Here is a 24,030-nt window from a genome sequence, read left to right on the forward strand (position 1 = left end):
ATCAGTCATATCCACAGCGACTGACACACCCCTATCGCGGGCAAGCCCGCTCCCACACTGGATCTTCAATAGGCGTTGGGGCCGGTCAGTAGTGATACCACTTCAGCTCAAGCATCACCTCGTTAACCGGCGTCGCCAGGTGGCTGAACTCCCGTTGCGCACTTAGGCGCACGCCGAGGTTGCGTGATACTTCCCACTGCTGATTCAGGCTGATACTACGTCGTACCTCGCCATTGGTGAAGAAGTCGCCCTTGGCCTCCAGGCTCAGGTTGCCTAGCGGGTTTTTCCACAGCAGCCCGGTGTTGAAGCCGGCAGCGGGGGAGATGAATTCGCTGAAGTCGTTGTTGTGTTCCACGCGCACGGTGCCCAGGGCAAAGCCGAGCATGTCGTCGTGCAGTTGCCAGGTGCCGCCGGCGCCGCCGTTGACGTGGCTGACGAGGGTTTCGTCGTCATGTTTGCCCGGTACCCGCTCCAGGCCGCCGGTGACTTGCCAGGACAGCGGTTGCAGCAGCTCATTGCGCGGAGTCAGGGAGCGGATGGTCGCCAGGTCCAGTTGTTGCAGTTGCCAGTTGTTGCCTTCGTACTGGCGCAGTTTCATCTGCAGGATTTCGATCTGCGCGCCCAGGGGGAAGCCTTCGGCGTTGTCGTTTAGGTCGTGGTAGGCCATGCGCAGGCCGTATTCGCCGAAGGCTTTGTCGCCACGGGTGCCGATACCTGCTTGCCAGGTGCGCGATTCATGGCCGTTTTCCGGCAGGCCGGGGCGCTCGATTTGTAGGTCCGGCGCCGGGTTCTGGTTGATTGCCCGCAGCAACTCGAAACTGCGCTGGGAGCGTTCGCTGTCGCGCTCAAGGCCGTTGGCGCGGTAGCGGCCCAGGCGGTAGGCGGCGTCGATGATCAGGGCCTGGCGGTCTTTGCCAAGGGCCTTGAACGTTGGATCTTGCAATTGTTTCTGGTCATCGCTGATCTTCAGCACCCATTGCTGCTCGTCACTGTCCAGGGGCTTGGCGCGCTCCAGCAACTCACGTTCGCGGGACGGGCGATAATCGATTTTCTCCACCAGGCCCGCGTCCTTCACCGCTTTTACGGTGTCGGTGGGAATGGCGGTGAGCGGGAACTGTTCGGTCAGGCGCAGGCCGGGGCGGGCCACTTGCAGCAGCTCCAGCAGGCGATATGAGCAGTTTTCGTCAAAGAAGAAGTAGTCGAACTGGATTTGCTTGAGCTCCCACACGTGCTCGACCATGCGCTCGGTTTCGACCTGGGTCAGGTTCAGGCGGTATTCCCACAGGTCGCGGTTCTCCAGGCTACGGTATTCCGAGAGCTTTTCCTGGTAGGGCACCAGGGCGAACAGGCCGGGATAACCGCCCATCAGGCCTTTCCAGGCGTAGAGGATGCTGTTGTCCGAGCCTTCAATGTAGGCGCCGAAGTTGATCGCGTAGCTGAGCAAGGCGGTCTTGTTGCTTTGCACATCAGCCTGGTCGATGCGCAGCAAGGTATGGCCGAACATCGACGATGGGCTGTTGAGATAGGCCGCCGGGAAGATCATCACCGCGCTGTGGGGCGCGACGTCCTTGAACCATTGCTTGAACTCGACGCAGTCCACGGCGGGCAGGTCAGTCAGGTGCAACTGGTCCTTGAGCCAGCGGGTGCGGGCCGGGTACACGCATTGGGCATGTTTTTCGCCGAGGCTGGCCGGGGCGTACAGTGCGTCTACGGTGGCCTTGAGTTCGGCGTCCGGGTGGTGGGCGCCGTCTTTGGCGAGGAAGAATTTCTGGTCGCTGACATAGCTGCGCCAGCCTTTGAGCTTGCCGGCTTCGTAGTGCCCCAATGAAAGCCAGAATGGATCATTGGCCAATTGCTGCAAACGTTGATCATCAAGGTGCGGCGCCGCAGATAGCGGGGCGCAGGCGAAGAGTGCCAGGCAGGCAAGGCGTTTGAGCATAGGGGCAACTTAAGTCGGAATAAATAAAGACCCGGGAAAGGGGCAGGTCCAAAAAATAAAACCCGCGCCGGGTAAGGGCGCGGGCAGGTCGAGCTTAAGCCTGGGTGGCGTATTTCGCCAGGCGGGCGTCGCCCTTGAGAACAGCGATGGTGTTGGAGTGCACGTCTTCTGCGGTCACGTCAGCCTTGCTGAAGATCTGCTGGAAGTGTTCGTGAGTCACAGCGGCGAAGTGATCACGATCTTCTGGAGCAACGCCCAGGACCACGGCATAGGTGGTCAGTGCTTCGCCATTGCCTTTGGCCATGTCTTCGGACAGCTCGTTCATCATGCCATTCATGGCAATCCACGATTTGCCGCCGTAAGTAAGCGCGCTGTTGGTGCTGCAACCGTTGGTGCCCGAGGTCATGCCGAAGGTGGCGTTACCGGAGGTGCCGTTGGTGGTGGAAGCGAGGAAGTGAGCCGGCGTGCCGCGCTGGCCTTCGAACAGCATGTTGCCCCAACCGCAGTTAGGGCCACCTGGCGCTTCGGCCATTGCATTGAGGGAGACAACGGTGAAGAGAGTACCGAGAAGGATCCGTTTCATAGCTTTGTTCTCTTAGTGTGCAAACCAATGGACAAGGGTTCAGGCGCCGCAAAGCACCCTAGGGGCCAGTTATTAGTCCAACCCGCGCAGTTTGGAGTTTAGGCATGTTCCAAGGGTTCCGTGCTTTTTTGTAAAACAATCAATGCAGACTGGTTTTTTTGCAGGCCGCATCCCGTGTCTATGCTTTACCTCAGTCGTGCCTTGCCAGCCAGCTACGCACGGCGCCAGAATGCCGCCATTGCCCCGCCTGATGTAAGGAAGCCCGATGCCTGATCCTGTTGCTGCCAGCTTGCGTCTAGCGCCCGAAGCGCTGACCCGTCCTTTCTCCGCTGAACAGTTCAGCTTCTCGACCACCAATGACTTGGAGCCCTTTCGCGGTGTGCTTGGCCAGGAACGCGCGGTTGAAGCGTTGCAGTTCGGTGTGGCCATGCCACGCCCCGGTTACAACGTATTTGTCATGGGCGAGCCCGGTACCGGCCGCTTTTCGTTCGTCAAACGCTACCTCAAGGCCGAAGGCAAGCGCCTGCAGACCCCGGCAGACTGGGTCTACGTCAATAACTTCGACGAGCCCCGCGAGCCCCGCGCCCTGGAATTGCCTGCGGGCGGCGCGGCCCCGTTCATCGCAGACATCAGTGGCCTGATCGACAACCTGGTCGCCACCTTCCCGGCAGTGTTCGAGCACCCGACGTATCAACAGCGCAAAAGCGCGATCGACCGCGCCTTCAACCAGCGCTACGACCGCGCCCTGGATGTGATCGAGCGCCTGGCCCTGGAAAAGGACGTGGCGCTGTACCGTGACAGCAGCAATATCGCCTTTACCCCGATGCTCGATGGCAAGGCCCTGGACGAGGCCGAGTTCTCGCAACTGCCGGAAGCCGACCGTGAGCGTTTCCACACGGATATTTCCGAGCTCGAAGAGCGCCTCAACGAAGAACTCGCCAGCCTGCCGCAGTGGAAGCGCGAGTCCAACAACCAGATGCGCCAGTTCAACGAAGAGACCATCACCCTGGCCTTGCAGCCATTGCTGGCACCGTTGTCCGAGAAGTACGCCGAGAACGCCGGCGTCTGCGGCTACCTGCAGGCGATGCAGGTCTATCTGCTCAAGACCGTGGTCGAACTGCTGGTGGATGACGCCAAAACCGACGCCCAGGCGCGCAAGTTGCTGGAAGAGCAGTACTGCCCGAGCCTGGTGGTGGGACATCCGCTCAATGGCGGCGCGCCGGTGGTGTTCGAACCGCACCCGACCTACGACAACCTGTTTGGCCGGATCGAGTACAGCACCGACCAGGGCGCGCTCTACACCACCTACCGGCAACTGCGTCCGGGGGCGTTGCATCGTGCCAACGGCGGTTTCCTAATCCTCGAAGCCGAGAAAATGCTCAGCGAGCCGTTTGTCTGGGACGCGCTCAAGCGCGCGCTGCAGTCGCGCAAGTTGAAGATGGAGTCGCCTCTGGGCGAGTTGGGCCGCCTGGCCACCGTGACCCTCAACCCGCAAGTGATCCCGTTGCAGGTCAAGGTCATCATCATCGGCGCCCGCTCGCTGTACTACACCCTGCAAGACCTGGATCCGGACTTCCAGGAGATGTTCCGGGTGCTGGTGGATTTCGATGAAGACATCCCGATGGTCGATGAAAGCCTGGAGCAGTTCGCCCAGTTGCTGAAAACCCGCACCTCGGAAGAAGGCATGGCGCCGCTGACCTCGGATGCGGTGGCACGCCTGGCGACCTATAGCGCACGGCTGGCGGAGCACCAGGGACGTTTGTCGGCGCGCATCGGCGACCTGTTCCAGCTGGTCAGCGAGGCGGACTTCATCCGCCACCTGGCGGGTGATGAACGCACCGACGCCGGGCACATCGAGCGCGCGTTGAAGGCCAAGGCCACGCGCACCGGCCGGGTCTCGGCGCGGATCCTCGACGACATGCTCGCCGGGGTGATCCTGATCGACACCGCCGGCGCGGCAGTGGGCAAATGCAACGGGCTGACGGTGCTGGAGGTCGGTGATTCGGCGTTCGGTGTGCCGGCGCGCATTTCTGCCACGGTGTACCCGGGCGGCAGTGGCATTGTCGATATCGAGCGTGAGGTCAACCTCGGCCAGCCGATCCACTCCAAGGGCGTGATGATCCTCACCGGTTACCTGGGCAGCCGTTATGCCCAGGAATTCCCCCTGGCGATCTCTGCGAGCATTGCCCTGGAGCAATCCTACGGTTATGTCGACGGCGACAGCGCCTCGTTGGGCGAGGCCTGTACGTTGATTTCGGCGCTGTCGAAGACCCCGCTCAAGCAGTGTTTCGCCATTACTGGCTCAATCAACCAGTTCGGTGAAGTGCAGGCGGTGGGCGGGGTCAACGAGAAGATCGAAGGCTTTTTCCGCCTGTGCGAGGCCCGTGGCTTGACGGGCGAGCAGGGCGCGATCATTCCCCAGGCCAACGTCGCGACGCTGATGCTCGACGAGAAGGTCTTGCAGGCGGTAAGGCAAGGGCAGTTCCACGTGTATGCCGTGCGCCAGGCCGACGAGGCGTTGAGCCTGTTGGTGGGCGAGCCTGCCGGCGAGCCGGATGCCGAAGGGCAATTCCCCGAGGGTAGCGTCAACGCGCGCGTGGTTGAACGTCTGCGGGCGATTGCCGAGATGATCAGCGAGGAAGACCTCAAGGAAGTGGAAAAGGAGCTGGCGCAGCAGGCGTTGGTCGAAGCCAAGCCAAGCTGATGCGGGATCACCCATTGTAGGAGCCGACTTGCCGGCGATGGCGCCCGATGTATCGCTATCGCCGGCAAGTCGGGTCCGAGCGGGGAAAGCGCCATATTTTTGGCTGGGTTGTGGGGGGCTGATGGCCGTTGGTCCCTACAATCTTGGTTTGTACCGGTTTTCTTCTATTCTCAGCTCAAGGGATATCTACAGGAGTCATGGGATAGAGACGGCCTTGTGTCTGGAGGCTGAACACCGGATCTACCGAGGGTCGCCGCCATGCCGCGCAGCCTTTGCCTCACCCGCCAGTGCCTGGGCCTGGTCACCCGAATTGAATGTTCCATTCGTCCTCTTGCGGGGGATGCCGGGATGTGGACGTTGCTGTTTGCCGCCGGAATGACAGGTGAGCAGCCCTCGACCATCAAGTCCCAAGGGCCGTTCCATGGCCCGTTCGTCGCGGAAAACATTCTTGAATCCATCGTGCAAAGCCTGACCCTGCACGGCTACGAACTGGCCGACGACCCGCAGATCTGGTGCCTGCACTTGCAGGCCCACCTGCGCCAGCTCAATGGCGGACGGCCCCAGGCCCTGCACCTGTAAACCGCAACCACTGTAGGAGCCGGCTCCTACAATTTGCTCTCGGGCTTGTCCAGCTTGACCTCAAAACCGTATTGCACGGTGTTCAACGCCGTGCGCTGGTAGGTTTCAAGCGCGGTCGGCTGGCCATAAAAGTAATGCACATCAAACAACGCGGTGCCGTATTCCGCAGCGCGGTGGCTGACGCCGAGGATTTCCTTCAAGTACTTGCCACTGGCGTCCTTGGCAAAGAAGCGCCAGCTATCGGAAGGGAAGAGCGCCTGGTCGACAATCAGCGCGTTGTCCTGGATCGACAGGCCCTTGGGCAGTTGGGCGGTGTTGACGGTGTTCTTTTCGATGGTGGCCAGGAACAGCGGGATCGATCCCACGGCAAATGCCGGGGTTTCCGGGAATAAATTAAGGTCGTAGGTGATGGTGGCGCGCCATGGGTCGACCTCAAAGGCCTCGGTGGGCAGCTCGATGGGCTCGCCGCGCTTGCCTTGATCATTTGCGGTGAAGAACGTCAGCGGGGCGTCGTTGCTGGTGCGAGTCGAGCCGATCAGGTCGTCATTGAAGGTGAATGGATGGTCAAAGGCGATGTGGGCGGCGCTGGCGTCGTCCACCGACTGGCTGATGGCGACGCTGCTTTTCAACTGGTCTTCGGAGAGGCTGGCACTTTGGAGCCAGCCTGCGGCCTCATCGTCATACACCGTGACGGGCATGGGCAGGCCCTGCACGGTTTTCTCCAGACTGTTCTTGTCAAAGCGCCGTATCGGCAGTTCCAGGTCCTTGCGGGTGACTGTAGCGTCGGAGAAATCCAGCACGCTGACTTGCAGGTTATCGATCACCCCGTTGAAGTAGACCTTGGCGTAGTGGCTGGCCTGTTTTTGTTCGAAGGTTTTCTGCTCGTCTTGCAACTGCTTTTCAAAGGCCTCGGACCAGGTTGTCTGCTTGCGCATCTGCGCCAGTTGCTGCTCGTAGAACGCCACCTGGGCGGCGCTTTCATTGATCGAACCGGCACGGGAAAGAAATTGCCCGGTGGTGTCCCGGGCCTGGACCAGCAGCGGGTTGGGCGACTCATCCGCCACTTGTGGCGCCAGGGGGCTGGTGTTGGTCAGTTCGATCTCGGCGTAGTTGTTCTCCAGGGCCAGCAGGGTCAGCGTGATGTTTGCCTCGGTGCGCTTGTGGCCCACGTCTTTGCGGGTCAGGTCGAAGGTCAGCACTTTGCTGGGTGCAATCACCTCGACCCGGCCCTTGAGGGTGACGGGTTGGGGCTGGCTCTTGTTGTCCGTCTCGATGCCTTCGATGAAGGGATAGGTGACGGTCAGGTCGTCCGGGTTGGTCAGGTTGGAGCTGCTGGGGCTCAACTGAATGCCGGGGTCGGTTTCCGACCATTCCGGCTGGAACGGGATGATCTTGTTGTTGCTCAAGGTCACCGATTGCCATTCCAGGCCATGGGGAAACGGGAATTGGTCCGGCATATTGAAACTGAACGGGAACACCGGTTGCAGATCGGTCAGGTAGTCCGAGTGCGAGTTCTTGCGTAGGACGAACAGCCCGTTGATGTAGGTATCCACCAGCGCTTGCGGGGTAGGGTAGTGCGCAAGCACGGCCAGGCTGTTTTCCCCGTACTCGGTCTCCACTGGCTTGGTGTCGAGCTTGATGCGCGCCCGCTCCAGCAATAGCAGCGAGCCGCCCAGCTCGCCCACGGCCTCCTTGAGGCGCGGATCCTGGATCGTATCCAGGGATTGTTCGAACTGGGTGGTTTTTTCTTCCAGAGAGGCTTGCTTGTGCTCGTCGCTGGGGGAGCAGCCGCTGGCCGCCAGTAAAGCCATACACAGGCCAAGACTGGCCAAGGGAGATCGCACATCCATTATTTGAGATTCCTGTCCGGCAGCATCGAGCCACGTTGATGAGGCCGACACTAGCAGAAAAATTGTCTTACAGAAGCGCTACAGGTCAGTTTCCGGGTGGTTATGGCGCAATGTACGCGGCTGATATACTCGCCGCCATTTCTAGCCAAGCTGTGTGAGATTCCATGGAACGCTTTATCGAAAATGCAATGTACGCCTCCCGCTGGCTGCTGGCGCCGATCTATTTCGGCTTGTCCCTCGGGCTGCTGGCGTTGGCGCTGAAATTCTTCCAGGAAGTGATCCATCTGCTGCCCAATGTCTTTGCGATGGCCGAGTCGGAGCTGATCCTGGTGCTGCTGTCGTTGATCGACATGGCCCTGGTGGGTGGCTTGTTGGTGATGGTGATGATTTCCGGCTATGAGAACTTTGTCTCGCAACTGGATATCGACGACAACAAGGAGAAGCTCAACTGGCTGGGCACCATGGACTCTTCGTCGCTGAAGATGAAGGTGGCGGCGTCCATCGTGGCAATTTCCTCGATCCACCTGCTGCGGATCTTCATGGATGCCAAGAATGTCGATCCACAGCACCTGATGTGGTACGTGATCATTCACATGACCTTCGTGATCTCGGCGTTTGCCATGGGCTACCTGGATAAACTGACCAAGCATTGATCCATGACCGGCGCCTGCCGGCCTGGGATTTTGGGCTCATCAAGCCTGGGGCGAGTGTGCTAGTCTGCTCGCCCTTTTAGTTTGGATGACACGCCAGATCCCGCGTTTTTGCGGATTTTTGCAGTTGTCCTACAGCGGAGCCTTTCCATGTCCGAAGTCAATCTGTCCACCGACGAAACCCGCGTCAGCTACGGCATTGGCCGTCAGTTGGGCGACCAGCTGCGCGACAACCCGCCACCGGGCGTCAGCCTGGACGCGATCCTGGCTGGCCTGACCGACGCGTTCGGCGGCAAGCCAAGCCGGGTTGACCAGGAGCAAATGGCTGCCAGCTTCAAAGTGATTCGCGACATCATGCAAGCCGAAGCAGCGGCCAAGGCTGAAGCAGCCGCAGGCGCGGGCCTGGCATTCCTGGCTGAGAACGCCAAGCGTGACGGCATCACCACCCTGGCTTCCGGCCTGCAATTTGAGGTGCTGACCGCCGGCGACGGCGCCAAGCCGACCCGTGAAGACCAGGTGCGTACCCACTACCATGGCACCCTGATCGACGGCACTGTGTTCGACAGCTCCTACGAGCGTGGCCAGCCGGCAGAATTCCCGGTCGGTGGTGTGATCGCTGGCTGGACCGAAGCCCTGCAACTGATGAATGCCGGCAGCAAATGGCGCCTGTACGTGCCGAGCGAACTGGCTTACGGCGCACAAGGTGTTGGCAGCATCCCGCCGCACAGCGTTCTGGTATTCGACGTCGAGCTGCTCGACGTTCTGTAAGACCTGCTGATGGCTCTATGTAGGAGCTGGCTTGGCGGGTCGCAGCGATACAGACGACTCGGTATGGGTTACACCGAGGTGATGTTATCGCCGGCAAGCCAGCTCCTGCAGAGGGCCATGCAATCAGGTTCTGCGCGGTTGCTCATGGGTGAAACTTGCCATGCAGCTCCGTCACCGGGCGCAACGCTCGGGCATAGCAGAACAGAAACAGATTCCTCACCACCTCTTTAAGCACCCCGGGTTCACTGGAGCTCAGGCCGTTGACGTCTAGGTCGCCCTGGTCCTGCAGTTCATTGAGCGCTTCTTCTTCCAGCACCGCACAGACTTCGCCGGTTTCCCGATGAAGGATCCGCAGGTAAGGGTGCGGACGGTCCAGCCAGGCATCAATCAAATAAGTCATGGGTCGCATCTCCTTGAAGGGTTTCAATGAGAATAATTCTTATTCAAAGAATAGCAAGTCCCTATTGGCAATTTCCTGGTTTTTCTGTGTGGGCATTGTTTAAGGTCAAAAGGGCTGGCCTTTTGCTACTGGGGAGGGGGTGGTACGGAGAGGGTGAAGCGCCATCCCGCGCGGGGCACGGGATGGCGGCAGGTCAGACCTTGCGGACGAACTCGGACTTGAGCTTCATCGGGCCGATACCGTCGATCTTGCAGTCGATATCGTGGTCGCCATCGCACAGGCGGATGTTCTTGACCTTGGTGCCGACCTTGACCACCAGCGAGGTGCCCTTGACTTTGAGGTCCTTGATCACGGTGATGGTGTCGCCGTCTTGCAGGACGTTACCAACGGAGTCTTTCTTCACGGTTTCGTCGCTGGCTGCTTCGGTTTCACCACCGACGGACCACTCATGGGCGCATTCCGGGCAGATCAGCTGAGCGCCGTCTTCGTAGGTGTATTCGGAATTGCATTTTGGGCAGGGTGGCAACGTGCTCACTAAAGCTCCTTGAAAGTCAGGATGGCTAAAAGTCGCACATTATATAGGGTTTTGCCGGGGGCGGGGCGATGCGGTCTCAATGTGGGAGCCGGCTTGCCTGCGATGCAGGCACCTCGGTCTATCAGCTGTAGCGAGGTGATGCTGTCGCAGGCAAGCCGGCTCCCACAGAGTGTTAGTGAGTACGGGCTACCGCAAACTCACTCAGCTCCACCAGGGCGTCCCGGTATTCGCTGGCTGGAAGGGCTTCCAGGCATTTGATGGCGCGGGCCACGTAGTCGCGGGCCAGTTGTGCGGTGTAGTCCAGCGAACCCGAGGCTTCCACGGCGGCGCGGATGCTTTCCAGGTCTTCGATGCCGCCTTTCTGGATCGCCTTGCGCACCAATGCCGCCTGTTCCGGGGTGCCTTCGCGCATGGTGTAGATCAGCGGCAGGGTCGGCTTGCCTTCGGCCAGGTCGTCACCGACGTTCTTGCCCAGGGTTTCGGCATCACCGCGATAATCGAGCAGATCATCCACCAACTGGAAGGCCACGCCCAGGTGATCGCCAAAGGTGCGCAGGGCTTCGGCCTGTTCGGCGCTCGCTTCGCACAGGGCGGCGGCGCTGTGGGTCGAGGCTTCGAAGAGCATCGCGGTCTTGCCGCGAATCACTTCCATATAGGTTTCTTCGGTGGTGCTCGCGTCACGCACCTTGGACAGCTGCAGCACTTCGCCTTCAGCGATGATGCGCGTGGCCTGGGACAGGATCTTCATCACCGGCATCGAGCCTAGCTCGACCATCATTTCGAACGAGCGCGAATACAGGAAATCGCCCACCAGCACGCTGGGCGCGTTGCCCCACATGGCGTTGGCGGTCTCACGGCCACGGCGCATGCCGGACATGTCGACCACATCGTCGTGCAGCAGGGTGGCGGTATGCAGGAACTCGATAGTGGCGGCCAGCAGGCGCAGGTCATCGCCTTCACGGCCCAGGGCCTTGCCACACAGCAACACTAATAATGGCCGCAGGCGTTTACCGCCGGCCGAAGTAATATAGTCGCCAATTTTGGAGACCAGTGGCACTTTAGAAGTCAGCTGCTTCTTGATGATGCCGTCGACGGCGCTAAAATCGTCCGCCACCGCGCGGTAGAAAGCTTGGGGTTGCATCAGCGACAGTCGCTCCAGAAGGGTTGCGCGGCATGCTAGGACCCGCGCCCCTGGGTGTCAAGGCGCGATAGACGGCTACTTGCAAGCCTCTCGCAGCTTGCGTACAATCGCGCACCCTGAACTTCCTGGGCAGCACCTGCCTTACGCAATTGCATTCGGGACGTCCATCCCATGCAGCCATGCCAGCCAATACCTCTTCTTATAAAGCGCTGGGTGAGCAGGATTATCGGAGAAATACCATGTCGTACGCAGTAATTGTTACTGGTGGCAAGCAATACAAGGTCGCCCCAGGTGAATACCTGAAGATCGAAAAACTGGAAATCGCTACCGGCGAATCCGTTACTTTTGATCGCGTTCTGTTGGTCGCCAATGGCGATGACGTGAACATCGGCGCTCCAGTTGTTGCTGGCGCTACCGTTGTGGCTGAAGTGATCTCCCAAGGTCGTCACGATAAAGTCCGCATCATCAAGTTCCGTCGTCGTAAGCACCACATGAAGCGTATGGGCCACCGCCAGTGGTACACCGAGATCAAAATCACCGGTATTCAGGCTTAATTTCAGCCTAATTCCTCACTAGGAGAATTGACTCATGGCACACAAAAAAGCTGGTGGTAGTACCCGTAACGGTCGCGACTCAGAAGCCAAACGCCTTGGCGTTAAGATGTATGGCGGCCAGAAAATCATTCCGGGCAACATCATCGTGCGTCAGCGCGGCACCCAATTCCACGCCGGTTACGGTGTAGGCATGGGTAAAGATCACACCCTCTTCGCGAAAATCGAAGGCGTGATCAAGTTTGAAGTAAAAGGCGCGTTCAACCGCCGTTACGTGAGCGTTGTCTCGGCTTAATTGCGAGCTCGCTGGAAAAGCCCTGTCTTGCGACGGGGCTTTTTCGTTTGTGGGGTGAGTCTCTTGCAAAGCTGTTTGTAATGGCGAAGGCAGCGGGATTTGCGGTCGCTGATTGAGGTCGCTGCGCTCATTTTTGCAAGAGTCTTATGTCTTGGTTTCTTAAGCTCGTCCGTGCGGCGAGAGGCGTTTTGTTATGAAGTTCGTTGATGAAGTTTCCATCCGAGTAAAAGCAGGCGACGGCGGTAACGGTTGCATGAGTTTCCGTCGCGAAAAGTTCATCGAAAACGGTGGCCCGAACGGCGGCGACGGTGGTGATGGCGGTTCTATCTACATGATGGCCGACGAAAACCTCAATACCCTGGTCGACTACCGCTACACCCGGCACTTCGATGCCGAGCGTGGCTCCAATGGTGGCAGCACCGACTGCACCGGTAAAAAAGGTGAGGATCTGGTGCTGCGTGTGCCGGTCGGCACCACGATCATCGACTCTGCGACCCAGGAAGTGATTGGCGACCTGACCAAGGCCGGCCAGAAGTTGATGGTTGTGCAGGGCGGCTGGCACGGTCTGGGTAACACCCGATTCAAGTCCAGTACCAACCGTGCGCCGCGCCAGACTACGCCAGGCAAGCCGGGCGAGCAGCGTGACCTGAAGCTGGAAATGAAAGTGTTGGCGGATGTGGGTCTGCTGGGCCTGCCAAACGCTGGCAAAAGTACCTTCATTCGCTCGGTGTCTGCGGCCAAGCCAAAAGTGGCAGATTATCCGTTCACCACCCTGGTGCCGAACCTGGGCGTGGTCAGTGTCGATCGCTGGAAAAGCTTCGTGGTTGCGGACATTCCGGGCCTGATCGAAGGTGCTTCCGATGGCGCCGGCCTGGGCATTCGCTTCCTCAAGCACTTGTCCCGTACCCGTTTGCTGCTGCACCTCGTCGATATGGCGCCGCTGGATGAAACCAGTGCCCCGGATGCGGCTGAAGTGATTGTCAACGAACTGGCCAAGTTCAGCCCGTCCCTGGCTGAGCGTGACCGTTGGCTGGTGCTGAACAAGTGCGATCAGATCCTCGAAGAAGAGCATGAAGAACGGGTCAAGGAGATCGTTGATCGCCTGCAGTGGGAAGGTCCGGTCTACGTGATCTCCGCCATTGCCAAAGAAGGCACTGAGCGTCTGACCCGCGACATCATGCGCTACCTGGAAGATCGTGCTGATCGCCTGGCTGCCGATCCGGTCTACAAGGCCGAGCTGGCGGATCTTGACCAGCGCATCGAAGACGAGGCGCGCGCGCAATTGCAGGCGCTGGATGACCAGCGTGCCCTGCGCCGCAGTGGCGTCAAGTCGGTCCATGATATCGGTGACGATGATTGGGACGAGGAAGACGTGGATGATGAAGATGGTCCAGAAATCATTTACGTGCGTGACTGATCTGTTGCGATAAACTTAAGCGCCGCTCAATCGAGCGGCGTTTTAGTATCTGGAAATCGGTAGTCACGAATAACGTTATGGGCGGCGCTGGGTCGCGTGGCCCTCAATCTAAGGTTGAAGATGATGCGGAGCAAAGTGACGGGTGCGCAACGCTGGGTCGTAAAGATCGGGAGTGCGCTGCTGACGGCGGATGGCAAGGGGCTGGATCGCGCAGCCATGAGCGTCTGGGTTGAACAGATGGTGGCCTTGCATGAGGCAGGTGTCGAGTTGGTGCTGGTGTCGTCCGGGGCGGTTGCCGCCGGGATGAGCCGCCTCGGCTGGACCGCGCGACCCAGCGCGATGCATGAGTTGCAGGCCGCTGCTGCGATTGGCCAGATGGGGCTGGTGCAGGCCTGGGAATCCAGCTTTGCCGAGCACGGCCGCCATACCGCGCAGATTCTGCTGACCCATGACGATCTGTCCGACCGTAAGCGCTACCTCAATGCCCGCAGCACCTTGCGTGCCCTGGTCGAGCTCAAGGTGATCCCGGTGATCAACGAGAACGACACCGTGGTGACCGACGAAATCCGCTTTGGTGACAATGACACCCTGGCTGCGCTGGTGGCCAATCTGGTGGAGGCCGACCTGCTGGTGATCCTCACGGATCGCGATGGCATGTTCGACGCCGATCCGCGCAACAATCCGCACGCCCAGCTGATTTACGAAGCGCGGGCCGATGATCCGGCGCTTGACGCGGTGGCGGGCAGTGTCGGTGGTGCGCTGGGTCGAGGCGGCATGCAGACCAAGCTGCGCGCGGCGCGCCTGGCGGCTCGCTCCGGTGCCCATACGATCATCGTGGGTGGGCGCCTGGAGCGCGTGCTGGATCGCCTCAAGGCCGGTGAACGCATCGGCACGCTGCTGTCGCCGGAGCGCGGCATGCTGGCGGCGCGTAAGCAGTGGCTGGCTGGTCACTTGCAGACGCGCGGTACCTTGGTGCTGGATGCGGGGGCTGTTTCTGCGTTGTCCCAAGGCAATAAGAGCTTGCTGCCGGTAGGCGTCAAGCTGGTCCAGGGCAGCTTTCGTCGTGGTGAAATGGTGGTGTGCGTGGCGCCCGACGGTCGTGAAATCGCCCGCGGCCTGGCCAACTACAGCGCCCTTGAGGCGCAGAAAATCATTGGGCAGTCGTCTGAGTCGATTGTCGGTCTGTTGGGTTACATGGCTGAGCCGGAGCTGGTTCACCGCGACAACCTGATTCTGGTCTAAAGGAAAACTGCGATGCGCGTGATGAAGGGGTTGCTCGGTCTGCTGGTGGCGATGCCGCTGCTTGCTTCGGCTGAAGAGATTGGCCAGGTATCGACGGTGTTCAAGTTTGTCGGACCCAACGATCGGATCGTGGTCGAGGCTTTTGATGATCCCAAGGTGGATGGCGTGACTTGCTACCTGTCCCGCGCCAAGACGGGCGGAGTGAAGGGTGGCCTGGGCTTGGCTGAGGATCGTGCCGAGGCGTCGATTGCTTGTCGCCAGGTGGGGCCGATTCGCTTCAAGGGTGAGCTGAAAGATGGTGACGAGGTGTTCAAGGAGCGCACTTCGCTGGTGTTCAAGACCATGCAAGTGGTGCGGTTCCTCGACAAGAAGCGCAATACCCTGGTGTACCTGGTCTACAGCGATCGCTTGATCGAAGGCAGTCCGCAGAATGCGGTGACGGCGATTCCGATCTTGCCGTGGCCTAGCGCGCAATAAACCTGGCAACTCTGCTCTGCATTATGTGGGAGCTGGCTTGCCTGCGATAACGGTTCAACAGTCGACATCAATGTTGAATGTTAATACCCGTCGCAGGCAAGCCAGCTCCTACATTTGTTTTGGGGTGTGGCATAAATCGTGGGCAATAAAAAACCGACCCTGGGGTCGGTTTTTTAACAAGCTTATCGCTTAGGCTGCAACAGCAAGGTTCAGAGCCTTGATGTGGCCATTCAGACGACCTTTATGGCGAGCAGCTTTGTTCTTGTGGATGATGCCTTTATCGGCCATACGGTCGATAACTGGCACGGCCAGAACGTAAGCAGCTTGAGCTTTTTCAGCGTCTTTTGCGTCAATGGCCTTAACTACATTCTTGATGTAGGTACGAACCATGGAACGCAGGCTGGCGTTGTGGCTGCGACGCTTCTCAGCCTGTTTTGCACGTTTTTTGGCGGAAGGTGTGTTGGCCACCGTCGAGCTCCTCGAAAGACTTTTTAGGAAATAGCAAACAAAATAGGCCGCGAATCATGCCGATGAGTTGACGTCTTGTCAAGGGCGGCTGATGCGAACTGCTGAGTGGTCGATCTGAAGAGGCGGGTGATTTATTTCCGGCGCTTGACCTGTAAACTCGCGAGCTTTGGCTCTGTGCTGTTGCAGGCGCGCAGTATCGCATAAGTAGGCGCTTTGTTCGCCTGCTCTTTATCTATAGGCAAAAACTCTTTCAATGAATCTGCTCAAATCGTTGGCCGCCGTCAGCTCTATCACGATGATTTCCCGGGTTCTGGGGTTTGTGCGTGACACCCTCATCGCGCGTATTTTTGGCGCGAGCATGGCCACGGACGCCTTCTTTATCGCGTTCAAACTGCCCAACCTGTTGCGGCGGATCTTCGCCGAGGGTGCGTTTTCCCAGGCATTCGTGCCGATCCTGGCCGAGTACAAGACCCAGCAGGGAGAGGAAGCCACCCGCACATTCATTGCCTATGTCTCGGGGCTTCTGACCCTTGTACTGATGTTGGTGACCATCGCCGGCATGCTCGCCGCACCCTGGATTATCTGGGCCACGGCGCCCGGGTTTGCCAACACTCCAGAAAAATTCGCCCTGACCAGTGACCTGTTGCGGGTGACCTTTCCTTATATATTGCTGATTTCCCTGTCGTCCCTGGCGGGCGCGATCCTCAATACCTGGAACCGCTTCTCGGTACCGGCGTTTGTGCCGACCCTGCTTAACGTCAGCATGATCATCTTTGCCCTGTTCCTCACGCCGTACTTCGATCCACCCGTCATGGCACTTGGCTGGGCAGTGCTGGCCGGTGGCCTGGCGCAACTGTTGTATCAACTGCCGCACCTGAAAAAGATCGGCATGCTCGTGTTGCCGCGCCTGAACCTCAAGGACACGGGCGTGTGGCGGGTCATGAAAAACATGCTGCCGGCGATTCTCGGGGTGTCGGTGAGCCAGATTTCGTTGATCATCAACACTGCGTTCGCTTCGTTGCTGGTCTCAGGTTCGGTGTCGTGGATGTATTACGCCGACCGTCTGATGGAATTACCCTCCGGCGTGCTCGGCGTGGCGCTGGGCACCATCTTGCTGCCGACCCTGGCCCGCACCTATGCCAGCAAGGACCGCCACGAATACTCGCGTATTCTCGATTGGGGCCTGCGCCTGTGCTTTGTGTTGGTGCTGCCGTGCTCCCTGGCCCTGGGGATCCTGGCCAAGCCGCTGACGGTTTCGCTGTTCCAGTACGGCCAGTTCAGCGCTTTCGACGCCTTGATGACCCAGCGCGCGCTGGTCGCCTATTCGGTAGGGTTGCTGGGGATTATCGTGATCAAGGTCCTGGCGCCGGGCTTTTATGCCCAGCAAAACATCCGGACCCCGGTGAAGATCGCAATTTTCACCCTGGTGGTTACCCAGCTGTTCAACCTGATCTTCATCGGGCCTCTGGCGCACGCGGGCCTGGCCTTGGCGATCAGCGCCGGGGCGTGCATCAATGCCGGCCTGCTGTTTTATCAACTGCGTAAACAGAAAATGTACCAGCCACAGCCGGGTTGGGGCGTGTTCGCCCTTAAATTGCTGGTGGCGGTGGCGGTGATGTCGGCGGTATTGCTGGGCTTGATGCACTGGATGCCCGCGTGGGACGAAGGGCAGATGCTCGAGCGATTCCTGCGCCTGGGCCTGCTGGTCGTGGCCGGGGTGGTCGCCTACTTTGGAATGTTGCTGGTGCTGGGCTTTCGCCTGCGGGATTTCAATCGCAAGGCGCTGAATTGATCACAATCAACAATAAGCCGGCTGTTTTTTCGATTCGAATCATTTGGCCTGCGCTGTTGCCTGTCGCCCAGGGCTGGGTGTGGTTATAATCGACCACTTTATGAGCAAGAAGCGCGTTATGCAGCTGGTTCGAGGTCTCCACAACCTGCGCCCCGAGCATCGGGGGTGCGTCGCCACTATTGGCAACTTTGACGGTGTTCACCGTGGCCACCAGGCTATCCTGGCGCGGCTGCGCGAGCGCGCAGTCGAGTTGGGCGTGCCCAGCTGCGTGGTGATTTTCGAGCCGCAGCCCCGTGAATTCTTCACTCCCGAGACGGCCCCGGCCCGTTTGGCTCGCCTGCGGGACAAACTGCAGCTGTTGGCTGAAGAGGGTGTGGACCGGGTGCTGTGCCTGGCGTTCAACCAGCGTTTGCGCAGCCTCAGCGCCACCGAGTTCGTCGACCGCATCCTCGTCGATGGCCTGGGCGTGCAGCACCTGGAGGTCGGCGACGACTTCCGCTTCGGTTGCGACCGGGTAGGGGATTTCGACTTCCTGCAACAGGCCGGCGTGACCCAGGGTTTTACTGTCGAAGCCGCGCAAACCGTCGAACTGGACGGCCTGCGCGTGAGCAGTACCCAGGTGCGAAATGCCCTGGCCGCTGCCGACTTCGCCTTGGCCGAGCGTTTGCTCGGTCGCCCGTTCCGGATTGCCGGGCGGGTCTTGCACGGCCAGAAGCTGGCGCGCCAACTGGGCACGCCAACCGCCAACGTGCAGCTCAAGCGCCGTCGCGTGCCACTGACCGGGGTGTACCTGGTGAGTGTCGATATCGACGGCCAACCGTGGCCCGGAGTCGCCAATATAGGCGTCAGGCCAACGGTTGCAGGTGATGGCAAGGCCCACCTGGAAGTTCACCTTTTGGATTTTGCCGGGGATTTATATGACCGGCGTTTGACGGTGGTTTTCCACCAAAAGCTGCGTGAAGAGCAGCGATTCGCCTCCCTGGAGGCGCTGAAAACGGCGATCAATGCGGATGTCGCCGCCGCCCGTGCACTAGCCGCACCTAGCGCCCATCGCTAATGAAGAGCCTTAAATGACCGACTATAAAGCCACGCTAAACCTTCCGGACACCGCCTTCCCAATGAAGGCCGGCCTGCCACAGCGCGAACCGCAGATCCTGCAGCGCTGGGACAGTATTGGCCTGTACGGAAAGTTGCGCGAGATTGGCAAGGATCGTCCTAAGTTCGTCCTGCACGACGGCCCTCCTTATGCCAACGGCACGATTCACATCGGTCATGCGCTGAACAAGATTCTCAAGGACATGATCATCCGCTCGAAAACCCTGGCGGGCTTCGACGCACCTTATGTCCCGGGTTGGGACTGCCACGGCCTGCCGATCGAACACAAGGTCGAAGTGACCTACGGCAAGAACCTGGGCGCCGACAAGACCCGCGAACTGTGCCGTGCCTACGCCACCGAGCAGATCGAAGGGCAGAAGTCCGAATTCATCCGCCTGGGTGTGCTGGGCGACTGGGACAACCCGTACAAGACCATGAACTTCAAGAACGAGGCCGGGGAAATCCGTGCCTTGGCCGAGATCGTCAAGGGCGGCTTCGTGTTCAAGGGCCTCAAGCCCGTGAACTGGTGCTTTGACTGTGGCTCGGCCCTGGCCGAAGCGGAAGTCGAATACGAAGACAAGAAGTCCTCGACCATCGACGTCGCGTTCCCGATCGCCGACGATACCAAGCTGGCCGAGGCCTTTGGCCTGGCAAGCCTGGCCAAGCCTGTCTCCATCGTGATCTGGACCACCACCCCGTGGACCATCCCGGCCAACCAGGCGCTGAACGTGCATCCGGAATTCACGTACGCCCTGGTGGACGTTGGTGATCGCCTGCTGGTACTGGCCGAGGAAATGGTCGAGGCCTGCCTGGCCCGCTACGAGCTGCAAGGTGCGGTGATCGCTACCACCACCGGCTCCGCGCTGGAACTGATCAATTTCCGTCACCCGTTCTACGACCGCCTGTCGCCGGTATACCTGGCTGACTACGTCGAGCTGGGCTCGGGTACTGGCGTGGTTCACTCCGCACCGGCCTACGGCGTGGACGACTTCGTGACCTGCAAGGCCTATGGCATGGTCAACGATGAGATCCTCAACCCGGTGCAGAGCAATGGCGTGTACGCGCCGTCGCTGGAGTTCTTCGGCGGCCAGTTCATCTTCAAGGCCAACCAGCCGATCATCGACAAACTGTCAGAAGTCGGGGCGCTGCTGCACACCGAAACCATCAAGCACAGCTACATGCACTGCTGGCGCCACAAGACCCCGTTGATCTACCGCGCCACCGCGCAGTGGTTCATCGGCATGGACAAAGAGCCTGTGGCTGGCGAAACCCTGCGCAAGCGTGCGATCAAAGCCATCGAAGACACCAAGTTCGTCCCGGCCTGGGGCCAGGCGCGCCTGCACTCGATGATCGCCAATCGTCCGGACTGGTGCATCTCCCGCCAGCGCAACTGGGGCGTGCCGATTCCGTTCTTCCTGAACAAGGAAAGCGGCGAGCTGCACCCACGTACCGTCGAACTGATGGAAGTGGTGGCCCAGCGCGTTGAACAGGAAGGCATCGAGGCCTGGTTCAAGTTGGACGCTGCCGAGTTGCTCGGTGACGAAGCGCCGCTGTACGACAAGATCAGCGACACCCTCGACGTGTGGTTCGACTCGGGCACTACCCACTGGCACGTGCTGCGCGGCTCGCACCTGATGGGTCACGAGACCGGCCCGCGCGCCGACCTGTACCTGGAAGGCTCGGACCAACACCGTGGCTGGTTCCACTCGTCCCTGCTGACTGGTTGCGCCATCGACGATCACGCTCCGTACCGTGAACTGCTGACCCACGGCTTCACCGTCGACGAGAACGGTCGCAAGATGTCCAAGTCCCTGGGCAACGTGATCGCGCCGCAGAAGGTCAACGACACCCTGGGCGCCGATATCATGCGCCTGTGGGTGGCTTCGACCGACTATTCGGGTGAGATGGCCGTTTCGGAGCAGATCCTGCAGCGCAGCGCCGATGCCTACCGTCGAATCCGTAATACCGCACGCTTCATGCTGTCGAACCTGACCGGCTTCAACCCGGCTACCGACATCCTGCCGGCCGACGAAATGCTCGCCCTGGACCGTTGGGCCGTGGACCGTACCCTGTTGCTGCAGCGCGAGTTGCAGGAACACTACGGCGAATACCGGTTCTGGAATGTTTACTCGAAGATCCACAACTTCTGCGTGCAGGAGCTGGGTGGCTTCTACCTCGACATCATCAAGGACCGCCAGTACACCACTGGCGCCAACAGCAAGGCCCGCCGTTCGGCACAGACCGCGCTGTACCACATCTCTGAAGCGCTGGTGCGCTGGATCGCGCCGATCCTGGCCTTCACCGCCGACGAACTGTGGGAATACCTGCCGGGCGAGCGTAACGAGTCCGTGATGCTCAACACCTGGTACGAAGGCCTGACCGAATTGCCGGCCGACTTCGAACTGGGCCGCGAGTACTGGGAAGGCGTGATGGCCGTCAAGGTCGCGGTGAACAAGGAACTGGAAGTCCAGCGTGCGGCCAAGGCCGTCGGTGGCAACCTGCAGGCCGAAGTCACCCTGTTTGCCGAGGAAGGCCTGACCGCCGACCTGGGCAAGTTGAGCAACGAGCTGCGCTTCGTGCTGATTACCTCCACAGCCAGCCTGGCGCCATTCGCCCAGGCCCCGGCTGATGCGGTCGCAACCGAAGTACCGGGCCTCAAGCTCAAGGTGGTCAAGTCGGCCTTCGCCAAGTGCGCCCGTTGCTGGCACTGCCGTGAAGACGTTGGCGTGAATCCGGAGCATCCGGAAATCTGCGGTCGTTGCGTCGACAACATCAGCGGTGCTGGCGAGGTTCGCCACTATGCCTAAATCCAGCCGGTTCGGACGTCTGGGTTGGCTCGTACTGAGCTTGCTGGTCCTGGTCATCGACCAGGTCAGCAAGGCTCACTTCGAGGGCACTCTGGAAATGTTCCAGCAGATCGTGGTGATTCCTGACTACTTCAGCTGGACCCTGGCCTACAACACAGGCGCCGCCTTCAGCTTCCTCGCTGACGGTGGTGGCTGGCAGCGCTGGTTGTTCGCCCTGATCGCCGTGGTGGTCAGTGCGGTGCTGGTGGTCTGGCTCAAGCGTCTGGGCCGCAATGACACCTGGCTGGCTATCGCATTGGCGCTGGTGTTGGGCGGTGCGCTGGGCAATCTGTACGACCGCATTGCCCTGGGCCATGTGATCGACTTCATTCTGGTGCATTGGCAGAACCGCCATTACTTCCCGGCGTTCAACTTTGCCGACAGCGCCATCTGCGTTGGCGCAATCATGCTGGCGCTGGATATGTTCAAGGGCAACAAACCCGGAGAAGCTGTAAATGACTGAACAAGTATTGGCCGAACAACGCATTGGCCAGAACACGGAAGTCACCTTGCATTTTGCATTGCGCCTGGAGAACGGCGACACGGTCGACAGCACCTTCGACAAGGCCCCGGCGACCTTCAAGGTCGGCGACGGCAACCTGCTGCCGGGTTTCGAGGCGGCATTGTTCGGCTTCAAGGCCGGCGACAAGCGCAACCTGCAGATCCCGCCGGAAAACGCCTTTGGCCAGCCCAACCCGCAAAACGTACAGGTCATCCCGCGTTCGCAGTTCCAGGACATGGAGCTGTCGGAAGGCTTGCTGGTGATCTTCAACGATGCGGCGAATACCGAACTGCCCGGCGTGGTCAAAACCTTCGATGACACTCAGGTGACCATCGACTTCAACCACCCGTTGGCCGGCAAGACCTTGACCTTTGATGTTGAAATCATCGACGTTAAAGCGCTCTAACTGACGAAACCGGTTCCTGTAGGAGCCGGCTTGCCGGCGATAGCATCACCTCGGTCTACCCGTTACTCCGAGGCGTTGCCATCGCCAGCAAGCCAGCTCCCACAAAGACACGAGGCACAGCATGCAAATCAAACTCGCCAACCCCCGTGGCTTCTGCGCCGGGGTGGACCGGGCGATCGAAATCGTCAATCGCGCCCTGGAAGTATTCGGGCCGCCGATCTACGTGCGCCATGAAGTGGTGCACAACAAGTTCGTGGTCGAAGACCTGCGGGCCCGTGGCGCGATTTTTGTCGAAGAACTGGATCAGGTGCCGGATGACGTTATCGTCATCTTCAGCGCCCATGGCGTTTCCCAGGCCGTGCGCACCGAAGCAGCAGGCCGCGGCCTGAAAGTCTTCGACGCAACCTGCCCGCTGGTAACCAAGGTGCATATCGAAGTGGCGCGCTACAGCCGCGACGGCCGTGAGTGCATCCTGATCGGCCATGCCGGCCACCCCGAAGTCGAAGGCACCATGGGCCAGTACGACGCCAGTAACGGCGGCGCGATCTACCTGGTGGAAGACGAAAAAGACGTCGCCGAGTTGCAAGTGCATAACCCTGAGAAGTTGGCATTCGTGACCCAGACTACCTTGTCTATGGATGACACCAGTCGTGTCATCGACGCCCTGCGTACCCGTTTCCCCGCCATTGGTGGGCCACGCAAGGACGATATCTGCTACGCCACGCAAAACCGCCAGGATGCCGTCAAGCAACTGGCCGACGAGTGCGACGTGGTGCTGGTTGTGGGGAGCCCCAACAGTTCCAACTCCAACCGCCTGCGCGAGTTGGCCGAGCGCATGGCCACCCCGGCGTACCTGATCGATGGCGCCGAAGACCTGCAGCGCAGTTGGTTCGACGGTGTCGAGCGCATCGGTATCACGGCGGGCGCCTCGGCGCCGGAAGTCCTGGTGCGCGGCGTGATCCAGCAGTTGCAGGCGTGGGGTGCGACAGGCGCCGACGAGCTGGCAGGACGTGAAGAAAACATCACTTTTTCCATGCCCAAGGAGCTGCGGGTTCGTTCGCTGCTCTGAGCCCCAACTCGTCGTACCCGCGGCACAAGGCCTGCTCGGCCTTGTCGCTGCGCAGGCTGATCCGGCCGGTGGGCGCCAGCACCACTTGATGCAGGCTCAGCGGCTGGTCCGTTGAACACACATGTACGGTGCCGGCGCGAAACCCGCCCGCAGACAGCAGGGGTTCGCCCAACCCGCTGAAACGAATCTGCGTGCGCACCGGGGTATTGCCCACGATCGGGATCCGCCCATTGTCCTGGCGCTCCAGCAGGACCGGATTGTCGTCGTCCAGATGACCGCGCCCATTCATGTCCACCACCACTCTCCAGCCTCGGCTCCAGTCATCATCCAGCGCATGGATGATCACCGTTCGATTACGTGCAATGGCTTGGGTGCGCGCGTAGCGCAGGCCGGACGCTAGCGTTTGTGCGGCGCTCAGTCGCGTTTGTGAGTCCAGCAGGCTCTTGAAGCCGGGTACCGCCAATTGCGCCAGGATGCCGCTGACGATCAAGCCGAGCAGCAGTTCGATCAATGTAAAACCTCGTTGTTTCATACCTCGTCCCTCCATGGACCGTGTGGCTGAACTAGTTATAGCGGCACTGTGGGCAGGGCGGTGATGGCCTTTCTGTCCAAAGTATTTCCCTTTATTCCGAGAGGCAGCGCGGTTACGGGAGCGGCGCTAGTCTTGGGCAACACACGGCTCTCTCGGTCGTTTTGATGACCTTCGACAAGGATGACGATG

23 protein-coding genes are annotated in these 24,030 nt (G+C 60.0%); 15 read left to right on the forward strand and 8 right to left on the reverse strand.

All coding sequences use genetic code 11. From position 1 onward, the window contains the following. Window positions 1-85: 85 nt before the first annotated feature. Both HBO19_RS00275 and HBO19_RS00280 read right to left on the reverse strand, forming a co-directional pair. On the reverse strand, window positions 86-1,939 hold the full coding sequence (locus HBO19_RS00275; RefSeq protein WP_170056699.1) for a DUF4105 domain-containing protein: 1,854 nt from the start codon (window positions 1,937-1,939) through the stop codon (window positions 86-88). 94 nt (window positions 1,940-2,033) lie between these two features. Next, on the reverse strand, window positions 2,034-2,522 hold the full coding sequence (locus HBO19_RS00280; RefSeq protein WP_029292080.1) for a DUF3015 domain-containing protein: 489 nt from the start codon (window positions 2,520-2,522) through the stop codon (window positions 2,034-2,036). A gap of 265 nt (window positions 2,523-2,787) precedes the next feature. On the opposite strand from HBO19_RS00280, the gene HBO19_RS00285 reads away from it, so the two are divergent. Together HBO19_RS00285 and HBO19_RS00290 are read left to right on the forward strand one after the other, a co-directional pair. After that, on the forward strand, window positions 2,788-5,226 hold the full coding sequence (locus tag HBO19_RS00285; RefSeq protein ID WP_170056700.1) for an ATP-binding protein: 2,439 nt from the start codon (window positions 2,788-2,790) through the stop codon (window positions 5,224-5,226). Window positions 5,227-5,484: 258 nt separating this feature from the next. After that, window positions 5,485-5,805, forward strand: a complete 321-nt coding sequence (locus HBO19_RS00290; RefSeq protein WP_169951064.1) for a hypothetical protein — start codon at window positions 5,485-5,487, stop codon at window positions 5,803-5,805. Between the two features lie 26 nt (window positions 5,806-5,831). On the opposite strand, the gene HBO19_RS00295 is transcribed toward HBO19_RS00290, so the two are convergent. Further along, window positions 5,832-7,655 (reverse strand): hypothetical protein, encoded by a 1,824-nt coding sequence (locus HBO19_RS00295; RefSeq protein ID WP_170056701.1) that lies wholly within the window; start codon window positions 7,653-7,655, stop codon window positions 5,832-5,834. 164 nt (window positions 7,656-7,819) lie between these two features. On the opposite strand from HBO19_RS00295, the gene HBO19_RS00300 reads away from it, so the two are divergent. Both HBO19_RS00300 and HBO19_RS00305 read left to right on the forward strand, forming a co-directional pair. Then, window positions 7,820-8,308, forward strand: coding sequence for a TIGR00645 family protein (locus HBO19_RS00300; protein WP_057441112.1), 489 nt, complete (start codon window positions 7,820-7,822; stop codon window positions 8,306-8,308). A gap of 147 nt (window positions 8,309-8,455) precedes the next feature. Further along, the gene (locus tag HBO19_RS00305; RefSeq protein ID WP_038443496.1) at window positions 8,456-9,073 is read left to right on the forward strand and encodes an FKBP-type peptidyl-prolyl cis-trans isomerase; all 618 of its coding nucleotides are present in this window, start codon (window positions 8,456-8,458) and stop codon (window positions 9,071-9,073) included. 142 nt (window positions 9,074-9,215) lie between these two features. Here HBO19_RS00305 and HBO19_RS00310 read toward each other — a convergent pair whose 3' ends face one another. The 3 genes from HBO19_RS00310 to HBO19_RS00320 all read right to left on the reverse strand — a co-directional run bounded on the left by HBO19_RS00310 (window position 9,216) and on the right by HBO19_RS00320 (window position 11,149). After that, on the reverse strand, window positions 9,216-9,473 hold the full coding sequence (locus tag HBO19_RS00310) for a hypothetical protein (RefSeq protein WP_029292069.1): 258 nt from the start codon (window positions 9,471-9,473) through the stop codon (window positions 9,216-9,218). A 193-nt stretch (window positions 9,474-9,666) separates the two neighbouring features. After that, a complete protein-coding gene (locus HBO19_RS00315; RefSeq protein ID WP_170056702.1) occupies window positions 9,667-10,008 on the reverse strand; it encodes a zinc ribbon domain-containing protein YjdM in 342 nt (113 codons plus the stop codon). Window positions 10,009-10,180: 172 nt separating this feature from the next. Further along, window positions 10,181-11,149, reverse strand: coding sequence for a polyprenyl synthetase family protein (locus HBO19_RS00320; protein WP_038443490.1), 969 nt, complete (start codon window positions 11,147-11,149; stop codon window positions 10,181-10,183). 239 nt (window positions 11,150-11,388) lie between these two features. On the opposite strand from HBO19_RS00320, the gene rplU reads away from it, so the two are divergent. From rplU to HBO19_RS00345, 5 genes are all read left to right on the forward strand, one after another. Further along, window positions 11,389-11,703, forward strand: coding sequence for a 50S ribosomal protein L21 (rplU, locus tag HBO19_RS00325; RefSeq protein ID WP_003176051.1), 315 nt, complete (start codon window positions 11,389-11,391; stop codon window positions 11,701-11,703). 34 nt (window positions 11,704-11,737) lie between these two features. After that, entirely contained in the window at window positions 11,738-11,995 is a 258-nt protein-coding gene (gene rpmA / locus HBO19_RS00330) for a 50S ribosomal protein L27 (RefSeq protein ID WP_029292052.1), read from the forward strand. Between the two features lie 193 nt (window positions 11,996-12,188). Then, entirely contained in the window at window positions 12,189-13,412 is a 1,224-nt protein-coding gene (gene cgtA / locus HBO19_RS00335) for an Obg family GTPase CgtA (RefSeq protein ID WP_154906582.1), read from the forward strand. A gap of 123 nt (window positions 13,413-13,535) precedes the next feature. Next, complete coding sequence (proB, locus tag HBO19_RS00340; protein ID WP_169951401.1) at window positions 13,536-14,654, forward strand: glutamate 5-kinase; 1,119 nt, start codon at window positions 13,536-13,538, stop codon at window positions 14,652-14,654. A 12-nt stretch (window positions 14,655-14,666) separates the two neighbouring features. Continuing rightward, a complete protein-coding gene (locus tag HBO19_RS00345; RefSeq protein WP_169951059.1) occupies window positions 14,667-15,131 on the forward strand; it encodes a CreA family protein in 465 nt (154 codons plus the stop codon). 189 nt (window positions 15,132-15,320) lie between these two features. Here HBO19_RS00345 and rpsT read toward each other — a convergent pair whose 3' ends face one another. Then, entirely contained in the window at window positions 15,321-15,599 is a 279-nt protein-coding gene (gene rpsT / locus HBO19_RS00350) for a 30S ribosomal protein S20 (RefSeq protein WP_029292043.1), read from the reverse strand. 253 nt (window positions 15,600-15,852) lie between these two features. Between rpsT and murJ the strand changes: the two genes are divergently transcribed. From murJ to ispH, 6 genes are all read left to right on the forward strand, one after another. Further along, window positions 15,853-17,391, forward strand: a complete 1,539-nt coding sequence (gene murJ, locus HBO19_RS00355) for a murein biosynthesis integral membrane protein MurJ (protein WP_170056703.1) — start codon at window positions 15,853-15,855, stop codon at window positions 17,389-17,391. A 118-nt stretch (window positions 17,392-17,509) separates the two neighbouring features. Then, window positions 17,510-18,448 (forward strand): bifunctional riboflavin kinase/FAD synthetase, encoded by a 939-nt coding sequence (gene ribF / locus HBO19_RS00360; protein WP_057441100.1) that lies wholly within the window; start codon window positions 17,510-17,512, stop codon window positions 18,446-18,448. Between the two features lie 13 nt (window positions 18,449-18,461). Continuing rightward, complete coding sequence (gene ileS, locus HBO19_RS00365; RefSeq protein WP_170056704.1) at window positions 18,462-21,293, forward strand: isoleucine--tRNA ligase; 2,832 nt, start codon at window positions 18,462-18,464, stop codon at window positions 21,291-21,293. Continuing rightward, window positions 21,286-21,795: a signal peptidase II gene (gene lspA / locus HBO19_RS00370; RefSeq protein WP_057958393.1), complete on the forward strand. Its 510-nt coding sequence runs from the start codon at window positions 21,286-21,288 to the stop codon at window positions 21,793-21,795. The genes ileS and lspA overlap by 8 nt, the downstream gene beginning before the upstream one ends. A gap of 7 nt (window positions 21,796-21,802) precedes the next feature. Continuing rightward, on the forward strand, window positions 21,803-22,240 hold the full coding sequence (gene fkpB, locus HBO19_RS00375) for an FKBP-type peptidyl-prolyl cis-trans isomerase (RefSeq protein WP_169951398.1): 438 nt from the start codon (window positions 21,803-21,805) through the stop codon (window positions 22,238-22,240). A gap of 121 nt (window positions 22,241-22,361) precedes the next feature. Continuing rightward, the gene (gene ispH / locus HBO19_RS00380; protein ID WP_032861885.1) at window positions 22,362-23,309 is read left to right on the forward strand and encodes a 4-hydroxy-3-methylbut-2-enyl diphosphate reductase; all 948 of its coding nucleotides are present in this window, start codon (window positions 22,362-22,364) and stop codon (window positions 23,307-23,309) included. Here ispH and HBO19_RS00385 read toward each other — a convergent pair. After that, window positions 23,263-23,841, reverse strand: a complete 579-nt coding sequence (locus tag HBO19_RS00385) for a GspH/FimT family pseudopilin (RefSeq protein ID WP_169951051.1) — start codon at window positions 23,839-23,841, stop codon at window positions 23,263-23,265. The two genes, ispH and HBO19_RS00385, sit on opposite strands and share 47 nt — an antisense overlap. Window positions 23,842-24,030 lie beyond the last annotated feature (189 nt).

This window comes from Pseudomonas sp. WS 5021 (genome assembly GCF_012985535.1).
In the GTDB taxonomy this organism is placed as follows: Bacteria; Pseudomonadota; Gammaproteobacteria; order Pseudomonadales; family Pseudomonadaceae; genus Aquipseudomonas.

Coding starts and splice junctions, on each gene's coding strand:
- HBO19_RS00275 (WP_170056699.1), bottom strand. CDS start 1,939: ATGCTCAAACGCCTTGCCTGCCTGGCACTCTTCGCCTGCGCCCCGCTA.
- HBO19_RS00280 (WP_029292080.1), bottom strand. CDS start 2,522: ATGAAACGGATCCTTCTCGGTACTCTCTTCACCGTTGTCTCCCTCAAT.
- HBO19_RS00285 (WP_170056700.1), top strand. CDS start 2,788: ATGCCTGATCCTGTTGCTGCCAGCTTGCGTCTAGCGCCCGAAGCGCTG.
- HBO19_RS00290 (WP_169951064.1), top strand. CDS start 5,485: ATGCCGCGCAGCCTTTGCCTCACCCGCCAGTGCCTGGGCCTGGTCACC.
- HBO19_RS00295 (WP_170056701.1), bottom strand. CDS start 7,655: ATGGATGTGCGATCTCCCTTGGCCAGTCTTGGCCTGTGTATGGCTTTA.
- HBO19_RS00300 (WP_057441112.1), top strand. CDS start 7,820: ATGGAACGCTTTATCGAAAATGCAATGTACGCCTCCCGCTGGCTGCTG.
- HBO19_RS00305 (WP_038443496.1), top strand. CDS start 8,456: ATGTCCGAAGTCAATCTGTCCACCGACGAAACCCGCGTCAGCTACGGC.
- HBO19_RS00310 (WP_029292069.1), bottom strand. CDS start 9,473: ATGACTTATTTGATTGATGCCTGGCTGGACCGTCCGCACCCTTACCTG.
- HBO19_RS00320 (WP_038443490.1), bottom strand. CDS start 11,149: ATGCAACCCCAAGCTTTCTACCGCGCGGTGGCGGACGATTTTAGCGCC.
- rplU (WP_003176051.1), top strand. CDS start 11,389: ATGTCGTACGCAGTAATTGTTACTGGTGGCAAGCAATACAAGGTCGCC.
- rpmA (WP_029292052.1), top strand. CDS start 11,738: ATGGCACACAAAAAAGCTGGTGGTAGTACCCGTAACGGTCGCGACTCA.
- cgtA (WP_154906582.1), top strand. CDS start 12,189: ATGAAGTTCGTTGATGAAGTTTCCATCCGAGTAAAAGCAGGCGACGGC.
- proB (WP_169951401.1), top strand. CDS start 13,536: ATGCGGAGCAAAGTGACGGGTGCGCAACGCTGGGTCGTAAAGATCGGG.
- HBO19_RS00345 (WP_169951059.1), top strand. CDS start 14,667: ATGCGCGTGATGAAGGGGTTGCTCGGTCTGCTGGTGGCGATGCCGCTG.
- murJ (WP_170056703.1), top strand. CDS start 15,853: ATGAATCTGCTCAAATCGTTGGCCGCCGTCAGCTCTATCACGATGATT.
- ribF (WP_057441100.1), top strand. CDS start 17,510: ATGCAGCTGGTTCGAGGTCTCCACAACCTGCGCCCCGAGCATCGGGGG.
- ileS (WP_170056704.1), top strand. CDS start 18,462: ATGACCGACTATAAAGCCACGCTAAACCTTCCGGACACCGCCTTCCCA.
- lspA (WP_057958393.1), top strand. CDS start 21,286: ATGCCTAAATCCAGCCGGTTCGGACGTCTGGGTTGGCTCGTACTGAGC.
- ispH (WP_032861885.1), top strand. CDS start 22,362: ATGCAAATCAAACTCGCCAACCCCCGTGGCTTCTGCGCCGGGGTGGAC.
- HBO19_RS00385 (WP_169951051.1), bottom strand. CDS start 23,841: ATGAAACAACGAGGTTTTACATTGATCGAACTGCTGCTCGGCTTGATC.